We start from the raw sequence: 21,849 nt of genomic DNA, 5'->3' as shown, positions 1-21,849 counted from the left end.
ACCTGCCGCAAGACCACCACAACGAGAGGGAACTGAAGTGATTCGGCAGCGTATTGGGCGTGTGTTGGGGGCGGCACTTGTCGCGCCGCTCCTGGTCGTCGGGGCGAGCGCCGCGGCCCATGCGGACGGTGACGTCGTGTGGAACCACAAGAACGGCGGGGGCTGTCTCTCCGGCATGTGGGACCACCACTTCGGCTGGAACAACGTGGGGCTCTACCCCTGCTCGTTCGGCGCCGCGAAGTGGCACGACGTCAACGTCGGAGGCAATGTCTGGATCGAGCGGCTGGCGGAGGTCCCCGGGTCCTGCCTCGCCGGGTACACCGACCACGACGCCTACGTTGAGGCCTGCAGCAGCGGCCAGAACGACTACCAGCGCTGGCGCGAGCTCAACACCGGTGACGGCTGGAAGCTGCAGAACGTGGCCACCGGCGAATGCCTCGACGCCAACGACAAGAATCAGGTCTACACGCACGAGTGCAACGACGGGAACGTCTACCAGCTCTGGTCGTGAGGGCCCGACGGGAGGATCCGCCGAACGCTCTGAGGTCTCTTTCGGAGGGTCATCGATGACTCCCGTCGCCGCCGAGCCGTCGGGCTGAATCGGCCAGCCGGTCGGCGAGGGCAGCGACGAGACCGCGGAGTTCGTCCGGTCGCTCGATGACGAACGGCCGGTCCAGCGCGGCGAGTTCACCCGGCAGCCAGTCGAGCCGCTCCACCCGCAGCTCGACGCGGAACCAGGGCCCGGCCGACGCGACCGGACCGCTCGCGGGCGGCAACTCCGCCAGGCCGGCGAGGCCGGCGGGCAGCCGGGCGCGGATCTGCTCGGCCGTTCCCTGGATCCGCAGGGTCACCTCATGCCGGTACGGAGCCGTGGCGAGCCCGGACAGGACGCGTTGCGCCGGATCGATCCCGGCGGGCGGCACGAACGAGCCGGGCAGGGTCCTCGCGTCGGCGACGCGGTCGAGCCGGAACGTCCGGTCCTCGCCGATCGCGGTATCCGTGCCGGTCACGTACCACTTGCCCGAGTGGGCGACGAGCCCGTACGGGTGCAGGGTGCGCTCGCTGCGCCGGCCGTCGGCGGCGGCGTACCGGATCGAGACCGGCCGGTGGTGGCGCACCGCGTCGGCGATCGTGAGCAGGACCGTGCTCTCGGGCGCGACCGACTCGCCGGGCGGGGCGGTGAAGGCCAGCGAGTCGAGCACGGCGTCGAGCCGGCGGCCGAGCCGCGCGGGCAGGACCCGCCGGACCTTGGCCGCCGCCGTCTCGCTCGCCGCGCCGGTGCTCGTCATCAGGCCGGCCCGCTGACCGGCGACCAGACCGAGGAGCACGGCCAGCGCCTCGTCGTCGCTCAGCATGAGCGGAGGCATGCGGAAGCCGGAGGCCAGCCGGTAGCCGCCGTACCGGCCGCGCACCGACTCGACGGGCACGTCGAGATCGATGAGGTGCTGGACGTAGCGCCGCACCGTGCGCTCGTCCACGGCGAGCTGATCGGCGAGTTCGGCGACGTTGCGGACGCCGCCCGACTGCAGGAGTTCCAGCAGGGCGAGTACGCGGGCGGTGGGTCGGGGCATGGTCGGAGTCTCTCGCGAATACCGGGCGGGTTCTGCCCGGTATTGGTCGTAGCGTGCGACGGGAAGCCCCAACACACTCACCCAGGGAGACCACCCATGGACTTCGTCTCGATCCGTGTCATCACGGATGACATCACCCGCCTCGTCGACTTCTACGAGCGCGCGACCGGCGTGCGGGCGAGCTGGTCCACCGAGGACTTCGCCGAACTCAGGACCGCCACGGCCACCCTCGCGATCGGCAGCACCCGTACCGTCCCGATGTTCGCGCCGGGCGCCGCGCACCCGGCCGACAACCGGAGCGTCATCCTCGAATTCCGGGTGGACGACGTGGACGACGTCGCGCGCAACCTGACCGCCCACGTCCAGGAGTTCGTCCAGGAGCCCACCACGATGCCGTGGGGCAACCGCTCACTCCTCCTCCGCGACCCCGACGGCAACCTCGTGAACTTCTTCACCCCCGTCACACCTGCCGCGATCGAGAGGCTCACCGGCTGAATCGGCCTCCCCGTTCGCCTCGCGGGCGGGAACGGACCCCAACCCGTCGAATCGATGCGGTCACAGCACTGCCCGAGGCAGGGGCCTGGCAGTCCTAGGACGATCCCACTCCTGGATGCGGGCGGGAGGACTTGCCACGCTGGTCCCACTCCAGAGACCTCCAGGGAAGGGCCGTGACCATGAAGGCCGCACTGCTCAAGTCGTTCGGATCACCACTGGTGGTCGAGACACTGCAGGACCCGGTCCTCGGTACGGGGGAGGTGGTGGTCGACGTCGTGGCAAGTTCCGTACTCCCTTATATGGGCGAGGTGTTGAGCGGCGAGCGCGGGTACCTGCTCCAACTGCCACTCGTGCCGGGGGTCGGAGCGATCGGCAGGGTGCGGGCGGTCGGGCCCGACGCGACGCGGCTGACCGTCGGCGACTGGGTGTTCTGCGATCCCACCGTGCGCTCGCGCGACGACGCGCGGACTCCCGACATCACACTCCAGGGCCTGAGCGCGCGCGGTGACGGCGGCCTGCGCCTGCAGCGGCACTTCCGCCACGGCCCCTTCGCCGAGCAGATGCTGATCCCGACCGAGAACGCGATCCCGATCGGCCCGATCGACGCCGCGGACGCCGGACGCTGGTGCGCACTCGGACCGCTCCTGGTGCCGTACGGAGGCTTCCTCGCGGCGGAGTTGGGGGCAGGCGAGACGGTCCTTGTCAGCGGCGCGACGGGTTACTTCGGCAGCGGGGCCGTCCACGTCGCCCTGGCGATGGGGGCGGGCTGTGTGGTGGCGCCCGGCCGCAACGAGAAGGTCCTTGACGACCTGGTACGCCGCTTCGGGCCACGGGTCCGGCCCGTGCGGCTCACCGGTGACGAGGACGAGGACGGTGAACGGATGCGCCGGGCGGCCCCGGGCGCCATCGACTGCGTACTCGACCTGCTCCCGCCCGGCGCCGGGCCGACCCCGGTACGGACCGCCGCGATGACCGTCCGCGAGTTCGGCCGGGTCGTCCTGATGGGAGGCGTGGGCATGCAGGGCGGCGAGGACCTCCGCCTGCCCTACCCGTGGCTCATGCGGAACAGCGTCACGGTCCGGGGCCGGTGGATGTACCCGGCGGGGGCCGTCGCCCGACTGATCGCACTGATCAGGTCCGGCCTCCTGGATCTGACCGAGTACGACGTTGCGGAATTCGCTCTGGACGAGGCCAATGAGGCCGTCGCCCATGCTGCGGCCGAAGGGGGTGCGTTCAGGACCACCGTGCTCCGGCCCGATCAGCGGTGACCACCTGCCGCTGACGGGCGGGGTCGCGGCCGGAGCACGGCGCTCGGAGCTTGGCCCGCCTGAGCCGTCCGTTGCCCGCCCGAGTCACCCGTTCATGGGCCATTTCATGCGGGTTTACTATGCCTCTTTAGAGTTTCGAGCACAGGGCTACAGGGGGCGTATGCGGTGGGCAGGCTGCTGCAGGGGTGGGATCGGACGGGGCAGCGGAGCGCCGAGGAGATGATCGCGGAGGCGCGCAAGGCGTTCTTCGTCATGTTCGGATTCATGGTGGCCGTCTGGGCCCTGCAACTCGTCAACTGGCTGTCGGACTACCGCCTGGACATGGACTTCGGAGTCGTCCCGCACGACCCGAGTCGGCTGGGGGCCATCCTGGCCGCGCCGTTCCTGCACTTCGGCTGGGACCACATCGAGGCCAATTCCGGGCCCCTGTTCGTCTTCGGGTTCCTGGCGGCGTACCGCGGTGTCGTCCGCTTCCTGTGGCTGACCCTGCTCGTCGCGGTGACCAGCGGCCTCGCCGTCTGGCTCTTCCAGGGCGGCGACACCCTCGTGGTGGGCGCCAGCGGCGTGATCTTCGGCTACTTCGGATACGTGGTGCTGCGCGGCCTGTTCGACCGGCGGCTCGTCGACACGCTCATCGGCCTGGTGATGGCGGCGTCCTTCGCGTACATGGTGACGGTCGCCGTCCCCGGCACGCCCGGCGTCAGCTGGCCGGCGCACCTTGGTGGGTTGGTCGGCGGCATGGTCGGTGCCTATCTGCTGCGTGACGGTCGCCGTCCCACCGCCGTGTCGGGCGCGGGGCGCGCCTCCGATCCGCTGGACTCGGGCCGCGCCGACCTGCACAAGGAACTCCGCGATCTGGGGCTTCTCTGAGCGCGACGGGCCGTACCAGGGGGAACCACACCAACTCGACCGCTCTGCAACCGACTCCGTGGGGCCGACCGTCCCTTCTGGCGGCCGGCCCCATCAGGTGTTCAACCACCCCGTACGGGATCAGGCCACAGCCAGGTCTCCGCGGCGGGCCAGGGCGTCCGACGTCCTCGCCGTGATGCAGAGGGACGCCGCGAGTGTGAGGACCAGGGCGGCGCCCACCGTGATGATGCTGCCGCTCGTGACGGCCGGCGCGCTGCCCGCCTCCGAGCGGGCCGAGCCGCTGAGGAAGGGGATCACGGCCAGGACGGCGATTCCCAGGGCGACCTCGGCCCATACGACCTTAGGGAAGTGACGCAGCGTCAGGTACAGGAGGGATGCCTTGGCGTCGGCGCGGCGGGCCTGGGCGATGCGGGGCATCAGCCAGAACTGGTTGACGCCTCCGGCCGTGACCATGCCGAGCACCAACGCGATCTTGATGAGCAGGAAGAGACCGTAACTCGTGCTCCACAGCTGCCCGATGCCGCCGACGTGCTTCCAGCTCATCCACAGTCCGGAGGTGAGCACGGCGCCGACGCAGATCAGGGCTACAAGGCTGAAGCGGCGCCACAGGTCTGCCCACAGCGCGCCGGCGCTCTCGCTGAGGCGGCCGCGGGCCGTGGCGAGCACGGCGAGGACCACCAGGCCGCCGATCCACACCGTGCCGCTCACGATGTGGACCTGGTCGCATACGAGGTCGATCACCTTCTCCGCGTCCTTGGGCGCGGTGGCGGGTATGGCCGCGACGAGCGACACCGCCAGCGTGAGGGGGAGGGCGGTGAGAGCGAGGGGGTCGAGGTGTCTTCGAACGCGGGGGAGGAAGAGCGCGATCAGCGCCGCGGCCGCCAGTACCAGGACGACGTTCTGCACGATGTAGATCGTTCCCTGGGCCACCCACGCGCCCTCCGTCGCGGGTGCGCGCAGGAAGTCCCCGATGTTCCCCGGCGCGAGCGCCTCGCCGAAGGGCATGCCCTTCCCGGCCCGGGCCACGCGGCCGGCGAGCTGGAGGTACCCGGTCACCAGCAGCACGACCCCGGCCCACGCCAGGTACGTCGCCGACCGCCGACGCAGCACGTCGACGTCACCTTGCTCGTTCCCCGGCGCGCGCAGTGCCGGGCGGACTGTCGCCGCGTACGTCACTGTGGCGCCGATGGCCCCGCACAGGCCTGCGAAATAGCCCGATTTCGTGAGAATCCGCCAGAGCGGGGGCGTGGTGTAGCCGGCCGAGGCGGCCAGGTGAACGAGATTCATGAGAGGTGAGGCTAACCTAAGTATCTCGATGGTGGGTTACATCGTCCTCCGATCGGACGGGGAAGGTGTGCCTTTGCCCTCGGGAGTCGGAATTGCACCCGGAGGTGAGGGGGCGCGTTGGGGGGATCTCCTCAGATCGTGGCCGACCGCTTCCCGGCGGATTTCGCGAGCGGCTGCGGGGCGGGCGGCTGGTGTCGCTGTGCCCACCTCACGACGAGAGGTGCCGCAAGGCCGGCGAGGGCGAACAGCGCTCCGACGACGTACCAGCCGGGTCGGCCCCAGCTGATGCACAGGGCGATCAGCAGGGCCGGACCGGCGGCTTCGGCCAGGCCCGCGCCGAGTCCGAAGACGCCGAGGTACTGACCGGTGGCGTGCTTGGGGGCGAGAGCGAAGGAGACTTCGAAGCCCGCGGCGGCGTGCCACAGTTCACCGATCGTGTGCACAACTACCGCTGCCAGCAGGAGAGTTGCCGCCGCCCAGGCCGGTATCCCGGCGGACAGCGAGATGAGTGCGCAGGAAAGGAGGAAGGCGACGCCTGAGCGGCGGTACGCGAGTGCGCCGCCGGCCGGGGTGTCGACATTGCGGCTCGCACGCACCTGGAACGCGATGACGATGACGGTGTTGAGCAGCATGGTGCCCGAGATGAGCCAGTGCGGGGCCGCGGTGGCGGCGACCAGCCAGAGCGGGATGGCCACGGTGAGCACCTTGAACTGGATCGCCATGACCCCGTCGAGGAAGGTGAGCGCGAGGTAGGGCCGGTCTCGCAGGGCCGCCCAGCGAGGCCCGCTCGCGGCGGGCTCCGGCGCGACCGGCGGCAGGAGCAGCAGGACCGCCGCGGATGCCACGAAGGCCAGGGCGTTGCCGAGGACGAGGACCTGGTACGCGCTGTGGGTGCCGACCTGTACGGCCCACCCCGCCAGCACGGCTCCCAGCGAGATGCCGATGTTGGTCACGGCGCGCAGATAGGCACGGAATGCCTGGGGCCGGTCCCCGCCGTGGTGCCGGATGAGCGGACCCCGCGCGGCATTTCCCGCCCCCTTCGCTCCGGTGGCCACGGACACCGCGAGCACGAACGGCCAGAAGCCGTGCGCGAGTACGAAGCCGGCGGTGGCCAGCGCCTGCACGACAAGGGCTGTCGCGTACACCCCGCGCGCGCCGAGCCGATCCGCGAGGTGCCCCACGGCGATGCCCACCCCGAGCGACAGGAGGCCTGCGATGCCGAGCCCGAGACCCACCTGGGCTGCCGGCAGGTGACGGTCGTGCGTGAAGTAGAGCACCCCGGCGGTCAGATAGAGACCGCTGCCGACGGTGTAGACGAAGTTCGAGGCGGCGAGGGTGCGTTGGGGTCCTGGCTCCGGCAACAGGTAGGCCACGGCAGGGTCCGTTTCATGGGCGGCAGTAAGGACTGCCTTAACCTGTTGCTTATTACGCGTTATGGCAAGGGGTCCGTGTCATACGTCTTGGCCGGACAGGGCCTGGGCAGGCCGGTCGGCGACCACCACGTACAACGTGACCGTCGCGAGAAAGGGCTCATGGGCGAGTGCGTCCAACCACCCTTGCGCCGATGCGGCGGTGAGATAACCGGCCTTCGCCGCCCGTTGGGCGTTGCGCCGCAGGCCCAGGATCCGGTCGGCCTCGCGCGCGTCCCGCAGTACCGAGGTGACGGGAACGACCTCGCCGACGTCGAACCCGGCTCGTGCGGCGCGCCGGGGGAGCTGGCGTCCGATGAGGGCGTTGCGGACCATTCGGTCCACGAGGTGGCGGGTGTAGGCGCGCGAGGCGTCCGGATCCGGGTGGTCGAAGACGAGGGACTCCCAGTCGGGCTCGGCCATGACCAGCCGCCCGCCCGGGCGCAGCACGCGGTGCACTTCGGCCAGCACCCCGTCGGGGTCGGCCGCGTGCTGGAGGGTCCGGTCGGTCCAGGCGAGGTCGACGCTCGCGTCCCCGGCGGGGAGCGCGTGCGCGTCTGCTTGCAGGACGGAAACCTGGGAGCGCTCGGCCAGGCGGGTGCGTGCGCGCTTCACCATGTGAGGGTCGTGGTCGACGCCGAGTGCGCGGCCCGAAGAGGTGACTGCATCGGCCAGGGTCTCCAGGTTGCCCCCCGGGCCGCAGCCGAGATCCAGAACGGTCTGTCCGGGCAGCGCGGCCAGCGCCCGGCGCATGACGTTCTTGTAGGCGCGGGCGGCGTCGGTCGTCGCCAGCCGCTCCTGGTAGTCGGCCCTGTCGGGCACGGCCGACTCGAACATGCGCCGGGTGATACGAGCCGTGAACTCCAGCTCCTGCTCAAGGAGTTGGCGGCCCGCCGAGGTCAGTTGCAGTGGACGCTGTCTACCTCGGGCGGGGAGCGGATCGATCAGCTCCTTGCCCTCCAGCCGGGTCAGGGCGCTGGAGAGGCTGCCCCGTCCCAGGCGCTGTCCGGTCAGTTCCTCGACGGCGGTGTTGATGGCGTACCCGTGCAGAGGGCCGCGTGCGAGCACGCAGAGGACGAGCAACTGGGCGTCGGTCGTCTGCATTTCTGGTTGCTCCCTCGGGCTGAACGCTGCAATGACACGCGCCGCGTGCTAATTGCCTCGTAGTATGCCCGAGGGGCCGGATGGCGGCGAACTCGCCACATGAGGCTGCTCGAAGTGGCCTGGCCCTTGAGCACCCAGCCGACCGCCGCGCGCCGGTCATGCGAAAGGACGCCATGAAACCTTCGAAACTTTCCGGGCCCCTCTACGCCCTCTATGCCAGGAAGTTGCGCAAACAGGTCGCTTCCGGGCCGCTGCCCCGGCACATCGGTCTGATCATGGACGGCAACCGGCGCTGGGCACGCCAGATGGGCCTGGCTCACCCGGGCCTCGGGCACAAGCACGGGGCCGACCATGTCGAGGAAGTGCTGTCGTGGTGCGAACTCCTGGGAATCCGGCACGTCAGCGTGTTCGTCTGCTCCACCGAGAACCTCACCGGTCGCAGTGACGCCGAGGTCGCCTTCCTCATGCAGGTCATCGAGACCATGGCGGCCGAACACCTCGCCCGCCCCGACGCGCGCTGGCAGCTGCACATCGCCGGCTCGCTCGACCTCCTGCCCGATTCCACCGCGCACGCGCTCAAGAAGGCGGTGGAAGCCACGCGGGAGTGCGCCACCGGCGCGCACTTGACCCTGGCCATCGGATACGGAGGACGGCAGGAAGTCACCGACGCCGTACGGGACTTGTTGTACGAACAGGCCGCCGCCGGTCGCGGCCTCGACGAGGTCGCCCACACCCTGAGCGCGGACGACCTCACGCGCCACTTGTACACCGCCGGCCGGCCCGACCCGGACCTCGTCATCCGCACCAGCGGAGAGCAGCGGATGTCCAACTTCCTCCTGTGGCAGAGCGCCTACGCGGAGCTCTACTTCTGCGACACGTACTGGCCCGCCTTCAGGGAGATCGACTTCCTCCGTGCCGTCCGCAGTTTCGCCGCCCGGCAGCGGCGCTACGGCTCCTGACCCGGGACCGGCCCGGCCCTACCGGAAATTCGCCACGAACCGCCGCTGCCAGGGCGTTTCGACCGCCCGGTGCGAATAGTGTTCCCGTACGTAGGCGACCGCGTCCGCGTTGGGGACGCCGTCCAGGACGGCGAGGCAGGCCAGGGCCGTGCCCGTGCGGCCGAAGCCGCCTCCGCAGGCCACTTCCACGCGCTCCTTCTCGGCCCGGGCCAGCAGGGTGCGCAGTGCCTGCGCGAAGGCGGGCCGGTCGGTCGGCAGCCAGAAGTCCGGCCAGCGGAGCCACTGGTGATCCCACTCGACCGGCGCCGGCCGGCGGCCGCGCAGGTGGAGTGCGAACTCGGGCTTCGGGCCGTCCGGGAGGGGGTTGCGCAGGCCACGGCCGCGCACGAGCAGTCCCGACGGCAGTTGTAAGACGCCCTCCGCCGTAGGTTCCCAAGTAGTGTTCATGGGGCGAGCCTAACCTTTCCAAAAGGTGAATTTGCGCCCAACAACCCTGAGTGTCCGGCGCGTTGACGGGATTTGATCGAACTGCGCTTCAGGCCGATGTCACCCGTCGGAGTCGCCGGTGTCATCGGTTCAGGCGGACCGGCAGCGCCGCCAGCTGGCGCAGGCCCGGCACGGGCGCCCATGTCGGCTCGGGGTCCACGAGTTGCAGCCGGGGGAAGCGTGCGAACAGGCCGCGCAGCGCCACCTCGCACTCCTGCTTGGCCAGCGCCGCCCCCAGGCAGTAGTGCGCGCCGAGGCCGAACCCGATGTGCCCGTCGCCCCGCCCGTCGTGGTGGCGGCACACGTCGAGCCGCTCGGGCCGGTCGAACGCGCGCGGGTCGTGATTGGCCGACGCGAGAATGGGCTGCACCGCTTCGCCGGCCCTGACCGTCTGGCCGGCGATGCGGACGTCCTCGGTCGCGTACCGCACCTGTGTGATCAGGATCGATCCGCACCAGCGCGTCAACTCGTTGACGGCCGACGGCCACAAGCCCGGGTCGCGACGGAGGGTCGACAACTGTTCCGGGTGGCGGAGAAGGGCGAGCACGCTGTTGCCGATCAGGTGCGCCGTGGTCTCGTGACCGGCCGTCGCGAGCCCCAGGACCATGGTCACCAGTTCCAGGTCCGAGAGGCCGTCGCCGTCCTCGTCCCGTGTCCCGATCAGTTCGGAGATCAGATCGTCGGCCGGCTCCGCCCGCCGCGCCTCGACCAACTGGTGGGTGTAGTCGACCAGTTGGCGGGCGGCTGTGCCCTTCGACCCGGGGGCGATCGACGTGAGGGCCGAGCCCGCTGTGCTCCACAGTTCGCGGTCGGCCTCGGGGACGCCGACCAGCTCGCAGATCACCGCGATCGGCAGCGGGTAGGCGAAGGCGGAGATCAGGTCGACGTCGTCACCGAGGCCGTCGAGCAGCCCCGAAGTGATCGCCTCGACGCGCGGACGCAGCTCGTTGACGCGGCGCACCGTGAAGGCGCGGGACACCAACCCTCTTACCCGGGCGTGCCGTTCACCGTCGATGTCGAGCACCGATTCGCTGACGTACGGGTAGAACTCGCGCGGGATGTCCAGCATGGCGAGCATCCGGGCCCGGTTTTGTGCCGCCTCCGATTCGGGCATCGCGTCCGGGTTGTTGACGAACCGGGGATCGGTGAGCACGGCGCGTACGTCCTCGTACCGCGTGACGTACCACGTGAGGGTGGTGTCGGCGCTCCGGCCGAGCACCAGTGGTGCCTGTTCCCGCAGGGCGCCGAAGCCGCCGTACGGGTCGGCGATGAGTGCGGGGTCCAGGATGTTCGGCCCGGTGGACGTGGAGGTGGGTGTGGGAGGGGTGGTCATCTGGATGCTCTCCAATCCGAGAGGCCGGGGATCCAAGGGGTGCGCTGCCGGTACGCCGGCAGCGGGCGTGTTGTCGTGGTGCCTCGCCCGCGCCGAGCGCCGCCCGGGTGAGGGATCGCCCGCGCGGGGGCCTCACGTCGCGTGGCCGAGAAGGGTCATTCCCGCCGTGGCCCGTCAGAGTCTCCGCCACGGATTGATGCCGCACTCCTTGAGCCGTGCACGCAGAAGCACGATGTAGAGGATGTCGACGAGGAAGATGACCAGGTACATCACATTGATCAGCCGGGTCAGCGGATACGAATCGTGGGTGACACTTTCGGCCACGAAAGAAGTGAAGCTCTCCGGCAGCGGATCCCGCTGGCTGGTGGTCACCGTGAGGGCGGTCGCCATGTAGGCGAAAAGGGTGCCGAGCCATTTGGAGATCGCGATGTACATCGATTGTCCGCCGGCCCCTTCGCGCCGCAGGAGCATCGCGATGAACAGGAACGACATCATGAAGTTGATGCCGAACCCGGTGTACTCGCCGAGCGGGTCGTGGAACTCGGAGAAGGCCAGGTACACGATCGGGAACGCGATCGCGGTGGCAGCCAGGAAGATCAGTGGGAAGAACTGCCGGACGAACGGCGCGTCGAAGTCCTTCCTGCCGTACTTGAGGCACTGCCACGCGATGACCAGGTCGATGAAGAAGCAGGGAATGCTCAACGCGTGGATATGGTCGCCCATGGGGTCGAGAATGAAGGAGTACGTGAACTCCCACGACAGGTTGGCGGCGAGTGCCGCGACGGGCATCCCGAATGTCCTGTCCTTGAAACCCCGGTAGATGAGGGCGAAGTAGGCGACCATCCAGAAGAACACGCAGAGGACGCCGGTGGCGACGACAATGGGGGGATCTGTCATCGATCCGCCTCGTGCGTATGTGTCGGCGACAGATACGCCGGCTGGGGGATCGGCTCGGGGATCACGGATGTCGAGCCCCGGTAGCGCCGCTCGCACAACGACAGGAGTTCCGCTCGGCGATGTGGCGGAACTCTTTCCAGGGCGCTGTGGAACGACTTCTCGTAGCCCGCGATTTCGGCACGCAGACGCTCGGGTGCGTGGCGGCCGTAAAGGTTCACGAACATCGCGTAGGTATTGAACTGGCCGGTGGCCACGTCCCGTTCGTAGTGGGCCAGGTCGTTGCCGATGTCCGCCAGGACCTCGACCGGCCACAGCGCCTCGACCAGGGCGTCGTCAGCTGTCCGGTTCAGGAGCGCGAAGATCATTCCGTGTAGGAGGCGCACGTCGGACGGCCGGAGTTCCGCGAGGCGCATCACCTCGGCATGACCGGCCGACCGATGGGAGGTAACTCTGTTCTCCAGGCGCACGTACTGCTCGCCGCACTCGATCTGACAGGCGACCGTGCTGTTGTAGGCGTGCGCTCGGCGCAGCAGTTTCTCGAACTTCCGCTTGTAGCGGTGCAATGCGCCGTAGTCGTCGTTCCTGGCGACGTCGAGATCGATGCTCTTCGCCCCCTCGGTGATCGAATCGACCTTGTACACCAGGTATTCGATCAGCAGGAGCACCGGTGCGCACCGGATGCGTTCGAGCCGCGTCATCCGGTTCGCGGGAAAATAGAGGTCGACCGCGTAGTCCTTGAAGATTCCGGTCGCCTTCGCCGGAACATCGAGCGAGCTCCGTATGCGTTCACGCAACGATGTGAAGGACGCGGGACGGTCCCTCGTATGGGCTCGTTCCGTGAAAGTGGCGAACCGGGCGCGTAAGTCGGTGAGTTGGCCACTCATAACAGTCCGGTGAACTGGTGCGGGCGTTCCAGGAAAGGCGAGGACGGCGCTGCAAAGAGCCGGACTCGTGGTCTGCGGATGGCGGTATGCGGGAGTGTACGGAACATGAGCTGAAGCCCCATTTCCCTATGGCCGGCGCTTGCGCGACCGGCGAATCCACGGGCGGACGAACGGGGTTAATGGCCGACGAGCATACTACGTCCCCGAGAGAGGGCGCCAGAGTGCGATCACCGCGATGCGGTGGCGATGACGGTCGATCAACCGACTGTTGATATGTCCGGATCAATCCGTCAGTTTCGTACCCCCTGTAGTTCCTCCGGCCTTCTGCGCACTTCCCCGGAGAGGCCGAATCGGACCGCTTCCCGGCCCGCGCCGTCAGGTGAACGGAGGGTGGATCCCAGGCGAACACGGTCTTGCTGCACGATGAATGATCATGTTACGTTGGCGAGATGGGGGAATGCGTTTTAAGTCGAGCCAATTCCGTCGCAATGCATGATCTTTCAGATCGCCCACCATCACGGCGAGCCGTCGCCGCACTCGGTCGTCGTAGATCCGCTTCCCGCCGTGCCGGGGTTGCCGCCCGGCCCGGCCGCGAGACGGCGTCCGTGCAACTCCCCGTGCGCTGCCCCGAGTTCGACGCCGCGCCGAGCGCGTCCAGGTGACGGCTCCGCGCCCGCCGCCTCATCGGGGCTCCGCCCGCCCATGGGCTTCGCCGCCGCACGTCCCGCACCAGGCACTCACCCTGCACTGTCATGCCCGCTCCACGCATGCCACATCAAGGAATCGAGGTCTCACGTGAGGTCGTTGGACAGAATCGAGGCTGAGCCGGCCATAGCGATCGGCGATGACCCGGCCATGCAAGTCGACGCCGACCCGGCCGTGGAGTTCGACTTATCCGGCTACCTGCTCTCCCGGCAGGCCGTCGTCGAGAGCCATCTCGAACGTGCCCTGATGCCTCGATACCCCGAGAAGATCTTCGAGTCGATGCGGTACTCCCTGGTGTCCGGCGGCAAGCGGCTCAGGCCCGTCCTGTGTCTCGCGGGCTGTGAACTGGGCGGCGGGGAAAGGGAGTTGGCCATCCCCACCGCATGTGCCCTGGAGATGCTGCACACCGCGTCCCTGATCCACGACGACCTGCCCGCCATGGACGACGACGACTACCGGCGCGGGAAGCTCGCCAACCACAAGGTGTTCGGCGAAGGCATGGCCCTGCTCGCGGGAGACGCCCTGCTCTCCTACGCCCTGGAGTTCATCCTCCTCAACACCCGCCGCGTCCCCGCCGATCGGCTGCTGCGCGTCATGCAGACCCTGATCAACAGGGTCGGGGTCTCCGGCCTGGTCGGCGGGCAGGTGGTGGACGTCGAGTCGGAGGGGCGGGACGACGTCGACCTCGCGACACTGGAGTTCATCCACTCCCGCAAGACGGGTTCACTGATCGACGCGGCCATGGTGACCGGGGCCATCCTGGGCGGCGCGGACGAGGACACCATCGCGCGGCTCTCCGGGTACGCGCGCAGGGTCGGGCTCGCCTTCCAGATCGTCGACGACGTCCTCGACGTGACGTCCACCCGGCAGCAGTTGGGCAAGACGCCCCGCAAGGACGAGAAGGCCCACAAGGCCACCTTCCCCAGCCTGTTCGGTCTCGAAGGGTCCATGCGGCAGGCCCGCGAACTCGTCGACGAGGCGAAGCGGGAGCTCGCCCCGTTCGGGGGGCGCGCCGTACCGCTCCTCGCGATGGCCGACTTCGTCTGCACGAGGACGAGCTGATCGCATGACCCGACCTGATCGCATCACCCGACCCGACCGTACGACGCGCCCCCTGCCCGGCGTCGAGGACGACGCCGCGACGCCGGGCCTCCCGCCCAACCCGCACGGTCTCAACCTGGCCGCCAGCTGGTACATCGCGCTCTCGTCGAGGGAACTGCACCGCAGGCCGCGGGCCCTCGAACTCTTCGACCTGCCGCTCGTGGCGTGGCGCGACGGCATCGGCCGACCGGTGATCATGCCGCGGCACTGCCCCCACATGGGAGCGAGCCTCGCGCTCGGCAAGGTCGTCGACGGCTCGCTGCGCTGCCCCTTCCACCACTGGCAGTTCGACGCGTCCGGCACCTGCACCGCGATCCCCGGCGTGGACCGCATACCGGCGACCGCCCGCCGACGGCCCTACCCGACCGTCGAACGCTACGGATTCGTCTGGGTCTGGTACGGCGGCGGCGAGCCCGCCTTCGACCTGCCGGACTTTCCCGCCCTTGAGGACGACCGCGGGGACTACGTGGGCTTCCGCTTCTCGGACGCGAGCCGCGGAACGACACGGCAGCTCCTTGAGAACGCCATTGACTACTTCCACTTCATGACCCTGCACGGCCTGGAGATGAACCCCGTCCGCTTCGAGCAGCTCCACGACCAGGCGGACGCGCGTGACAACGGCCGGGCCATCGCCGAGGACGCCTGGTTCGGCGTCCGCGTCGACGGCACCGTGGACACCTGGAACCCCGTGACGAACCCCGCCAAGTGGGTGTACTCGGTAGTCACCACCTTCGGGATCGGCACCCGCTTCAAGCTCCTCGTGGACGGCTGGCCCGGCGGCCAGCGCTTCACCACGTACATCGACGACCAGGAGATCTCCAAGGTCCTGATGGGCATTACGCCGACCGGCGCCCACCGGACCACCCAGCGGGGCTGGGCGCTGGTGAAGAAGGGGAACAAGGACTGGAAGACGTTCCTGTACTTCCTTCTCTTCTACGCCCAGAACCGCGGCGGCACCCGCCAGGACATCCCGATCTACGACACCACCGCGACCGGCGGGAACCCCACATACGTCCGCTACGACAGCACCCTCGTCAAGTACCGCAGGTACTACCAGTCGTGGGTCGACCGCGTCGACGCGGACCCCGTACGTCCCGGCGGCGCGACATGACGCCCGGGACGCCGGCCGGCGGGCTCGCGCTGGCCGCCGGCTGGTACATCGCACTCGCCTCGTCGGATCTGGGCGCCCGGCCCCGTGAACTCGACCTGTTCGGACGGGAGTTGGCCGCATGGCGGGACGGCGGGGGCCGCGCCGTCGTCGTGCCGCGGCACTGCCCCCACCTGAACGCCAGCCTCGCGCTCGGCAAGGTCGTCGACGGCTCGCTGCGCTGCCCCTTCCACCATTGGCGCTTCGACGCGTCCGGCGCCTGCGTCGCGATCCCCGGGGTGCGGCGCATCCCGCCGACCGCCCGCCTCAGGCCGTACCCCGTCGTCGAACGCCACGGCTTCGTGTGGGCCTGGTACGGCGGCGACGAACCCCTCTATCCGCTGCCGGAATTCCCGGCCCTCGAAACCGGGCCGAGCCGCTACCTCACCTACCGCTTCGCCCATCGGACGCCCGCATCGCCCCGCCGCATCCTGGAAAACGCCTTCGACCACTACCACTTCATGACCCTGCACGGGGTGCGGTCCGCCGAGGACCTGCGCCTGACCATGCTGACCGACCCTGGCGCGGCGAGCGAGAACGGGCCGCCGATCGCGGCCGACGCGTGGCTCGGGGCGCGCCTGGAGTCGCACGACCTCCAACTGCCCAAGGCGCTCACCGCCCTCGGCATCACGGGGAAGCGGTTCGCGCTCCTCGTGGACGGCTGGCCCGGCGGCCAGCGGCTCACGTTCTTCCTGGACGGGGAAGTCGTCGCCAAGGAACTCCTCGGCATCACGCCGGTCGCCGACGGCCACACCGTCTTCCAGGGCTGGTCCCTCGTGCGCCGGACCGGCCGGCCCTTGCGGGACGCGTCGGCGTATCTGATGTACCGCGCCCAGCACTGGCTCGGCACCCGGGAGGACCTCGCGATCTACCGCACCGCCGACGACGCGCACGCCGCCGTCCCCGTCCCGTACGACCACAGCGTGCTCGCCTTCCGCAAGCACTACCGGACGTGGGTGCGCCGGGCCGAGCGGGCCGAGCGGAGGGAGCAGGTGACCTCATGACCTCCGTAGCGCCCCGAACACGCCCCGCGTTCAATCTGGCGGCCAGCTGGTACGTAGCCCTGACGTCCCGTCAACTCACCCATAAACCCCAGTCAGTTGACCTGTTCGGACGTCGCCTCGTGGCGTGGCGCGATCGCGACGGCCGACCCGTCCTGATGCCGCGAGCCTGCCCGCACATGGGCGCCAGCCTCGCCGACGGCAAGGTCGTCGACGGACAGCTCCGCTGCTCCTTCCACCACTGGCGCTTCGACGGCACGGGCGCGTGCGCGGCCGTACCCGGCGCCGGACACATCCCGCGCGCCGCGCGCCTGCGGCCGTACCCGACCCTTGAGCGGCACGGCTACATCTGGGCCTGGTACGGCAGCGAGGAACCCCTGTTCCCGCTGCCCGAGCTGCCCGCACTCGCGGCAGGCACCTCGCGCCGCCGCGGATTCCGGCTCGCGGACACCACCAACGCGACCGTGCGGCGCATCCTGGAGAACACCTACGACCCCGACCACCTGGTCGCGCTGCACGGCCTCGACGTCGCGGGACCGCTCGGCCTGCGCATGCTGGACGGCCCCCACGAGACGCCCGACCACGGACCGCCGATCGCCCACGAGGCCTGGCTGGGCGCGGAGCTGACCTGGCCCCGGTACGCCGGACGGCTCGGCGCGGTCACCCGGCTCCTCGGCACCAACGCGCGCCGGTTCGTCCTGCGCGTGGACGGCTGGCCCAGCGGCCAGCGGATCTCGTACTACGCCGACGGGGTCCCGCAGTACCGGCTGCTGCTCGCCACCACGCCGATCGCGCCCAACAGGACGGTGCAGCACATCGCCGTGACCATCGAGCGGACCGGGCGGTTCTGGCCCGACCTCCTGCACTACGCCATCAGTCGGCTGGAGGTTACCGCCGCGTCCAACCAGGACCTGCCGGTCTTCAACACCATCGAGCCGGGCGACCGCCACGGCATCTACCTGGAACGGGACCGCGGCGTACGCACATTCCGCAAGCACTACCAACAGTGGGTGGAACGGGTGTCGGACCATGCGTGACATCGTGATGCTGAGAGACCTGCGCGCGGGCGACGCCGTTTCGGCGGGCGCCAAGGCCGCCAACCTCGGGGAGCTGATCTCCGCGGGCGTGCCCGTGCCCGACGGCTTCTGCCTGCCGACCCATGTGTACCGCGACACGGCCGGCCCGGTGCTCGCGCCCGCGCTCGACCTCCTCGCAGCCGGTCTGGCGCAAGGTGAGAAGGAGCACCAACTCGCCGTGCACTTGGGTGAGTTGCGCGAGACGGTCGGATCGGTCGAACTCCCCGAGGAGCTGCTCGCCAAACTCCGCGAGGCCCATCGCTGGCTGTGCCCCGACGGCGGCAGCGTCGCGGTGCGGTCGTCGGGCACGTCGGAGGACTCCGCGGCCGCGAGCTTCGCCGGGCAGTACCACACCGAACTCGGGGTGCGTTCCTTCGAGGCCGTCGTCGACGCCGTGCGGAAGTGCTGGGCATCGCTGTGGGAGCCGCATGCCTTCCGCTACCGGGAACGTCAGGGCGTGGCGCACCAGGACGCGGCCATGGCGGTGGTCGTGCAGGCCATGGCGCCGGCGGACAGCGCCGGGGTCATGTTCACCCGGGATCCGCACGATGCGCCGCCCGCCGCCGAACCGGTCGCCTCCGCCGGGTCCGTCGTGATCGAGTCGAGCTGGGGGATCGGCGAGGCCGTGGTCAGCGGCATCGTCACTCCGGACCGGTACCGCGTCTCGCGGGGCGACCACCAGGTCGAGAGCTGTGAAGTGTCGGCCAAGTCCCTGATGGTGGTGCCCACTTCGGGCGAAGACCGGTCCGGTGGCGGTACGGCCGTCGTGGACGTTCCCGAGGCGCGGCGCGAAGCCGCCTCGCTGACCTCCGCCCAAGCGGTCGAACTCGCCCTGCACGGCCTGGCGATCGAAGCGTGCTTCGGCCGCCCCCAGGACGTGGAGTGGGTGCTCTCGGACGGCCGGATATCCGTCCTCCAGGCCAGGCCCCTCACCCACCGCGAGCCCGCCCCGGCCGCACCGCCCGACGTGCGCTGGGAGAGCCCGGTGTACGGCGCGTGGTGGGCCCGCATCAGCATCTGCGACTCCTGGCTGCCCGAACCCCTCTCACCCCTGTTCGCGACCACGCTGTTCCCGTGCCTGGTCACCAACTGGCTCCGGAATTGGGCTGGTTCGGTCGCCGACCAGAGCGACAACCCCCTCATTCCCCGGCCCATGGCCGGCACCATCAACGGATTCGGCTACCTGCGCCTCGACTACCCGATGAACAAGTACCCGCTCAGGACCGTCAAACTGGCCCTGAACTGCTACAAGTTCCACCTCGGCCGGCTTGAGCGGCGCTGGCGCACCCTGATCCTGCCGCGCCACGTACAGCGCCTCGGAGCGATGCGCCGCCAGGACCCGTCCGCGCTGAGCGCCGACGAACTCCTCGCCCTCATCGACGAGGCACAGGAACTGAGCGGCCGCTACTGGGCGATCCTCGGCGGCCTCGCCTGGTACTGGAACGCCGGCGAATGGCTCCTCGCCCAGCTCTATCCCAGGATTATCCGTCAACTCGCCCTGGACGGAGCCGAGTTGCCGGGGCACGGTGTCCTTCTGCAGGGGTATCCCAGCAAGACCACCGAGACCGACAGCGCACTCCACCGGCTGGCCGTCTCCGACGCCGACGAGGCCGAACAGGGGTGCCGGTTCGAGGAGTTGCTCAACCGGTACGGCCATCAGGTCTACCACCTCGACTTCGCCGAACCGACCCCGGCGGACGACCCCTCGTCGTTCCGCACCACCATGGAGGCCTACCGCGACGGCCGCGCCGAGGACCCCCTCCAACGGCTGCGGGCACTCGCCGCACGCAGGGACGAGGCCCGCCGACGCATCGACTCCGCACTGCGCGGCTCGCCCCTCAAGCGCCACACGCTCCAGGCGCTGCTGCGCTGGAACCGCCGCTACGGACAGGTCCGTGACCACGCCCTGTTCCACTTCACGCTCGGCTGGCCCGTCATCCGGCGCGGCTATGTCGAACTCGGCCGCCGCCTGGCCGCGGCGGGCGCGCTCGACACCGCCGAGGACGTCTTCTTCCTGACCGGCGACGAACTGAAGGCCGAGCTCCGCGCGATCGGGCGCGGGGCGAAGCCGCGCACCTGGCGGGAGACGGTGGGGGAGCGCCGGGCCCGCCGCGAACAACAGCGCCTCCTGAGCCCGCCCGCCCAAGTGCCCGAGGACGTACGCATCTACATGGGAAAGCTGGACGTCACCGCTGTGGCGCTGCTCGGCCAGCGCCCCAAAGCGAGCACCGGATCGGGACTGCACGGCTCCGCGGTGAGCCCCGGCCGCGTCACAGGACCCGCCCGACTCGTGACCTCCGTACGCGACTTCGCCTCACTGCGGAACGGAGAAGTACTGGTCGCGCCCTACATCACCCCGGCGTGGTCGCCGCTCCTCGCTTTGGCGGGGGCTGTCGTCACCGACACCGGCGGGGCGCTGTCGCACGGCTCGATCGTGGCGAGGGAGTACGGCATCCCCGCGGTGATGGGGACGACCCATGCCACCAAGCGGATACAGGACGGCCAGATCGTCACGGTCGACGGCGACCGAGGCCTTGTCTATTGAGTCTCTTGAGAGTCTCTGGAGAGGGGACCGCGACATGACGACACCCGGGTCCTTGGCCGCCTGGACGCCCGGCCTCGACGACGCCACGACCCTGCGCGCCGCCTACGAGGCCATGCCCGGCGACGACGCGTCGGCGATCCCCTGGTACGTCAGACTCCTGGAGAACCCGGCCAGCCCGCTCGCGCTGCCCGGGGCCATCGACCTGTTCGGCCACGACTGCGTCCACATCGTGCTCGGACGCGGCACGCTGTCCCAGGACGAGGCCTTCGTGCTGGGCGTGACGATGGGTGCGAGCGGGCGGCTGAGAATGTGGCAACGGCAGCTCTACCGGCTGTGCGCCCGCCGCCTGTACCGCAGCGTGTTCCGCTTCTCCCGCGTGGACTGCCTCGTCTTCGACCTCGGCGTCGAGTTCGCCGGCGAGGCGGGCATCGCGCGCCTGCACCAGGTGCCCTGGCGGAGCCTGCTCGACCGTCCGCTCGGCGAGATCCGCCAGTCGCTCGGGATCGACCCCGGCCGGCTGGCGACGGTGTACGCGAGCGAACGGGCACTGTGGCCCGCGAGCGCCGCCGCCCAGCGCCTGCCGACCCGCCTTCCCCGTGGTGTGCCCGGGCGGCAGGAATGAAGAGCCTCGGGCCCGGCACGAAGCGGTGGCTGGGGATCTGCGTCCGCGTCGTCTTCGTACTGAGCACGGTGGGCGCGCTGTGGTGGTTCCTGCGCGGGATCGACGTCGACGCGCTCGGCCGGGCTCTCGAACACGCCATGCTGTGGCCGCTGGTGGTGGCCGCGCTGTTCAACGTCGCGAGCCAGGTATTGAGCGCCTGGGGCTGGCGGATCATGCTGGAACCCCGCCACCGGGTGCCGTACCGCAGGCTGCTGCGCTACGAGTTCGCGGCGCAGGCGGCGTCGGTGGTGAGCCCCGCGCGGGCGGGCGAGGTGATCCGGTTCTGGTTCCTCAAACGGGACGCGGTCCCGCCGGGAACCACGGGCGCCCTCATCTGGCTGGAAAAGCTGTTCGGGGCCATCGCCATGGCGCTCCTGGTGGCTCCCGTGCCGTGGCTCCTTTCCGGACTGCCGGGGGTGGTCGGCGGCTTCATCGCCCTGTTCGCCGGTGTCATGGTCGTGCAGCTGGTGGTGTTCGTCGTCGTCGCGCGCAGGGACGCTTCCGCGAGGGTGCCCAAAGCGCTGCGCGGTGTGGTCGACGGAATGTACTTCCTCCGCTCTCCCCGGCGCACCGGCGGCATGCTCGCCGTCATGCTGCTCGGTGAGTCGGCCGACGCCGCGGGGGCGGTCGCGGTGCTCTACGCGCTGCACATCGAGGTGCCCGTCGCCGGCGCGATCATGGTCCTGTTCCTGATCGACTTCTCCAACCTGGTGCCGATCGCGCCGGGCCACGTCGGCACGTTCGAGGTCGGCGCCCTGTACGGACTCGGCGTCCTGCACGTCCAGCAGGACGCCGCACTGGCCTTCGCTCTGCTCTTCCACCTCCAGCAGGTGCTGCCCCAGGTCGCCGTCGGGCTCCCGCTCGAACTGCGCTTGCTGCTCACGGGGCGGCATCCGGACGCGAACCCGCCCCGGGCCGAGCAGCAGGGGCGCGAGGGGGCGGGGCACAGCCCGGTCGGCGGGTGACTGGCGGGAGCCGCTCACCCGCGGGGATGCACGGCCGGGCGGGGCCCGCAACCCGGGCGCCGCCATGCGGGGGCGGCTCGGCGGG

Annotated in this window: 20 protein-coding genes; 12 read left to right on the top strand and 8 right to left on the bottom strand. The window is 69.9% G+C overall.

The features are described 5' to 3' along the window. Positions 1-64: 64 nt before the first annotated feature. Complete coding sequence (locus tag OHA17_RS06335; RefSeq protein ID WP_398880110.1) at positions 65-511, top strand: RICIN domain-containing protein; 447 nt, start codon at positions 65-67, stop codon at positions 509-511. A 49-nt stretch (positions 512-560) separates the two neighbouring features. Here the strand turns inward: OHA17_RS06335 and OHA17_RS06330 are convergent, their stop codons facing one another. After that, complete coding sequence (locus OHA17_RS06330; protein WP_406504813.1) at positions 561-1,571, bottom strand: helix-turn-helix transcriptional regulator; 1,011 nt, start codon at positions 1,569-1,571, stop codon at positions 561-563. Between the two features lie 96 nt (positions 1,572-1,667). Between OHA17_RS06330 and OHA17_RS06325 the strand changes: the two genes are divergently transcribed. The 3 genes from OHA17_RS06325 (at position 1,668) to OHA17_RS06315 (ending at position 4,204) form a co-directional block, all read left to right on the top strand. Next, positions 1,668-2,066, top strand: a complete 399-nt coding sequence (locus tag OHA17_RS06325; protein WP_406504811.1) for a VOC family protein — start codon at positions 1,668-1,670, stop codon at positions 2,064-2,066. Between the two features lie 179 nt (positions 2,067-2,245). After that, entirely contained in the window at positions 2,246-3,334 is a 1,089-nt protein-coding gene (locus OHA17_RS06320; protein ID WP_406510644.1) for an alcohol dehydrogenase catalytic domain-containing protein, read from the top strand. 165 nt (positions 3,335-3,499) lie between these two features. Further along, positions 3,500-4,204 (top strand): rhomboid family intramembrane serine protease, encoded by a 705-nt coding sequence (locus tag OHA17_RS06315; protein ID WP_406504809.1) that lies wholly within the window; start codon positions 3,500-3,502, stop codon positions 4,202-4,204. 120 nt (positions 4,205-4,324) lie between these two features. On the opposite strand, the gene OHA17_RS06310 is transcribed toward OHA17_RS06315, so the two are convergent. The 3 genes from OHA17_RS06310 to OHA17_RS06300 all read right to left on the bottom strand — a co-directional run bounded on the left by OHA17_RS06310 (position 4,325) and on the right by OHA17_RS06300 (position 8,004). Continuing rightward, the gene (locus tag OHA17_RS06310; protein ID WP_406504807.1) at positions 4,325-5,491 is read right to left on the bottom strand and encodes a copper resistance D family protein; all 1,167 of its coding nucleotides are present in this window, start codon (positions 5,489-5,491) and stop codon (positions 4,325-4,327) included. Positions 5,492-5,622: 131 nt separating this feature from the next. After that, positions 5,623-6,864 carry an MFS transporter gene (locus tag OHA17_RS06305; RefSeq protein ID WP_406504805.1) on the bottom strand — a complete coding sequence of 414 codons (1,242 nt, stop codon included), beginning with the start codon at positions 6,862-6,864 and terminating at the stop codon, positions 5,623-5,625. 78 nt (positions 6,865-6,942) lie between these two features. After that, positions 6,943-8,004, bottom strand: coding sequence for a methyltransferase domain-containing protein (locus OHA17_RS06300; protein WP_406504804.1), 1,062 nt, complete (start codon positions 8,002-8,004; stop codon positions 6,943-6,945). 173 nt (positions 8,005-8,177) lie between these two features. Between OHA17_RS06300 and uppS the strand changes: the two genes are divergently transcribed. Next, a complete protein-coding gene (gene uppS, locus OHA17_RS06295) occupies positions 8,178-8,963 on the top strand; it encodes a polyprenyl diphosphate synthase (protein WP_406504802.1) in 786 nt (261 codons plus the stop codon). Positions 8,964-8,981: 18 nt separating this feature from the next. Here the strand turns inward: uppS and OHA17_RS06290 are convergent, their stop codons facing one another. From OHA17_RS06290 to OHA17_RS06275, 4 genes are all read right to left on the bottom strand, one after another. After that, positions 8,982-9,410, bottom strand: a complete 429-nt coding sequence (locus OHA17_RS06290) for a protein-tyrosine phosphatase family protein (RefSeq protein WP_406504800.1) — start codon at positions 9,408-9,410, stop codon at positions 8,982-8,984. 121 nt (positions 9,411-9,531) lie between these two features. Then, a complete protein-coding gene (locus tag OHA17_RS06285; protein ID WP_406504798.1) occupies positions 9,532-10,782 on the bottom strand; it encodes a cytochrome P450 in 1,251 nt (416 codons plus the stop codon). Between the two features lie 174 nt (positions 10,783-10,956). Next, on the bottom strand, positions 10,957-11,679 hold the full coding sequence (locus OHA17_RS06280; protein ID WP_406504796.1) for a hypothetical protein: 723 nt from the start codon (positions 11,677-11,679) through the stop codon (positions 10,957-10,959). After that, complete coding sequence (locus OHA17_RS06275) at positions 11,676-12,473, bottom strand: hypothetical protein (protein WP_406504794.1); 798 nt, start codon at positions 12,471-12,473, stop codon at positions 11,676-11,678. The genes OHA17_RS06280 and OHA17_RS06275 overlap by 4 nt, the downstream gene beginning before the upstream one ends. 894 nt (positions 12,474-13,367) lie before the next feature. Between OHA17_RS06275 and OHA17_RS06270 the strand changes: the two genes are divergently transcribed. Genes OHA17_RS06270 through OHA17_RS06240 form a run of 7 tightly spaced genes read left to right on the top strand, consistent with a single transcriptional unit; the run spans position 13,368 to position 21,764 of the window. Then, positions 13,368-14,330, top strand: coding sequence for a polyprenyl synthetase family protein (locus OHA17_RS06270; protein ID WP_406504792.1), 963 nt, complete (start codon positions 13,368-13,370; stop codon positions 14,328-14,330). Between the two features lie 4 nt (positions 14,331-14,334). Beyond that, entirely contained in the window at positions 14,335-15,480 is a 1,146-nt protein-coding gene (locus tag OHA17_RS06265; RefSeq protein ID WP_406504790.1) for a Rieske 2Fe-2S domain-containing protein, read from the top strand. Further along, the gene (locus OHA17_RS06260) at positions 15,477-16,520 is read left to right on the top strand and encodes an aromatic ring-hydroxylating dioxygenase subunit alpha (protein WP_406504788.1); all 1,044 of its coding nucleotides are present in this window, start codon (positions 15,477-15,479) and stop codon (positions 16,518-16,520) included. Before OHA17_RS06265 ends, OHA17_RS06260 begins: the two co-directional genes overlap by 4 nt. Next, positions 16,517-17,554, top strand: a complete 1,038-nt coding sequence (locus OHA17_RS06255; protein WP_406504786.1) for a Rieske 2Fe-2S domain-containing protein — start codon at positions 16,517-16,519, stop codon at positions 17,552-17,554. Before OHA17_RS06260 ends, OHA17_RS06255 begins: the two co-directional genes overlap by 4 nt. After that, a complete protein-coding gene (locus OHA17_RS06250) occupies positions 17,547-20,138 on the top strand; it encodes a PEP/pyruvate-binding domain-containing protein (protein WP_406504784.1) in 2,592 nt (863 codons plus the stop codon). The genes OHA17_RS06255 and OHA17_RS06250 overlap by 8 nt, the downstream gene beginning before the upstream one ends. 34 nt (positions 20,139-20,172) lie before the next feature. Then, on the top strand, positions 20,173-20,760 hold the full coding sequence (locus tag OHA17_RS06245) for a hypothetical protein (RefSeq protein WP_406504782.1): 588 nt from the start codon (positions 20,173-20,175) through the stop codon (positions 20,758-20,760). Continuing rightward, positions 20,757-21,764, top strand: coding sequence for a lysylphosphatidylglycerol synthase transmembrane domain-containing protein (locus tag OHA17_RS06240; protein WP_406504780.1), 1,008 nt, complete (start codon positions 20,757-20,759; stop codon positions 21,762-21,764). The genes OHA17_RS06245 and OHA17_RS06240 overlap by 4 nt, the downstream gene beginning before the upstream one ends. The last annotated feature ends 85 nt before the right edge of the window (positions 21,765-21,849 follow it).

Origin of the sequence: Streptomyces sp. NBC_00212 (assembly GCF_045206365.1) — a bacterium.
Taxonomy (GTDB): Bacteria; Actinomycetota; Actinomycetes; order Streptomycetales; family Streptomycetaceae; genus Streptomyces.
Note: the sequence above shows the minus strand (reverse complement) of the source record. Positions and strands in the feature narration are given on the sequence as shown.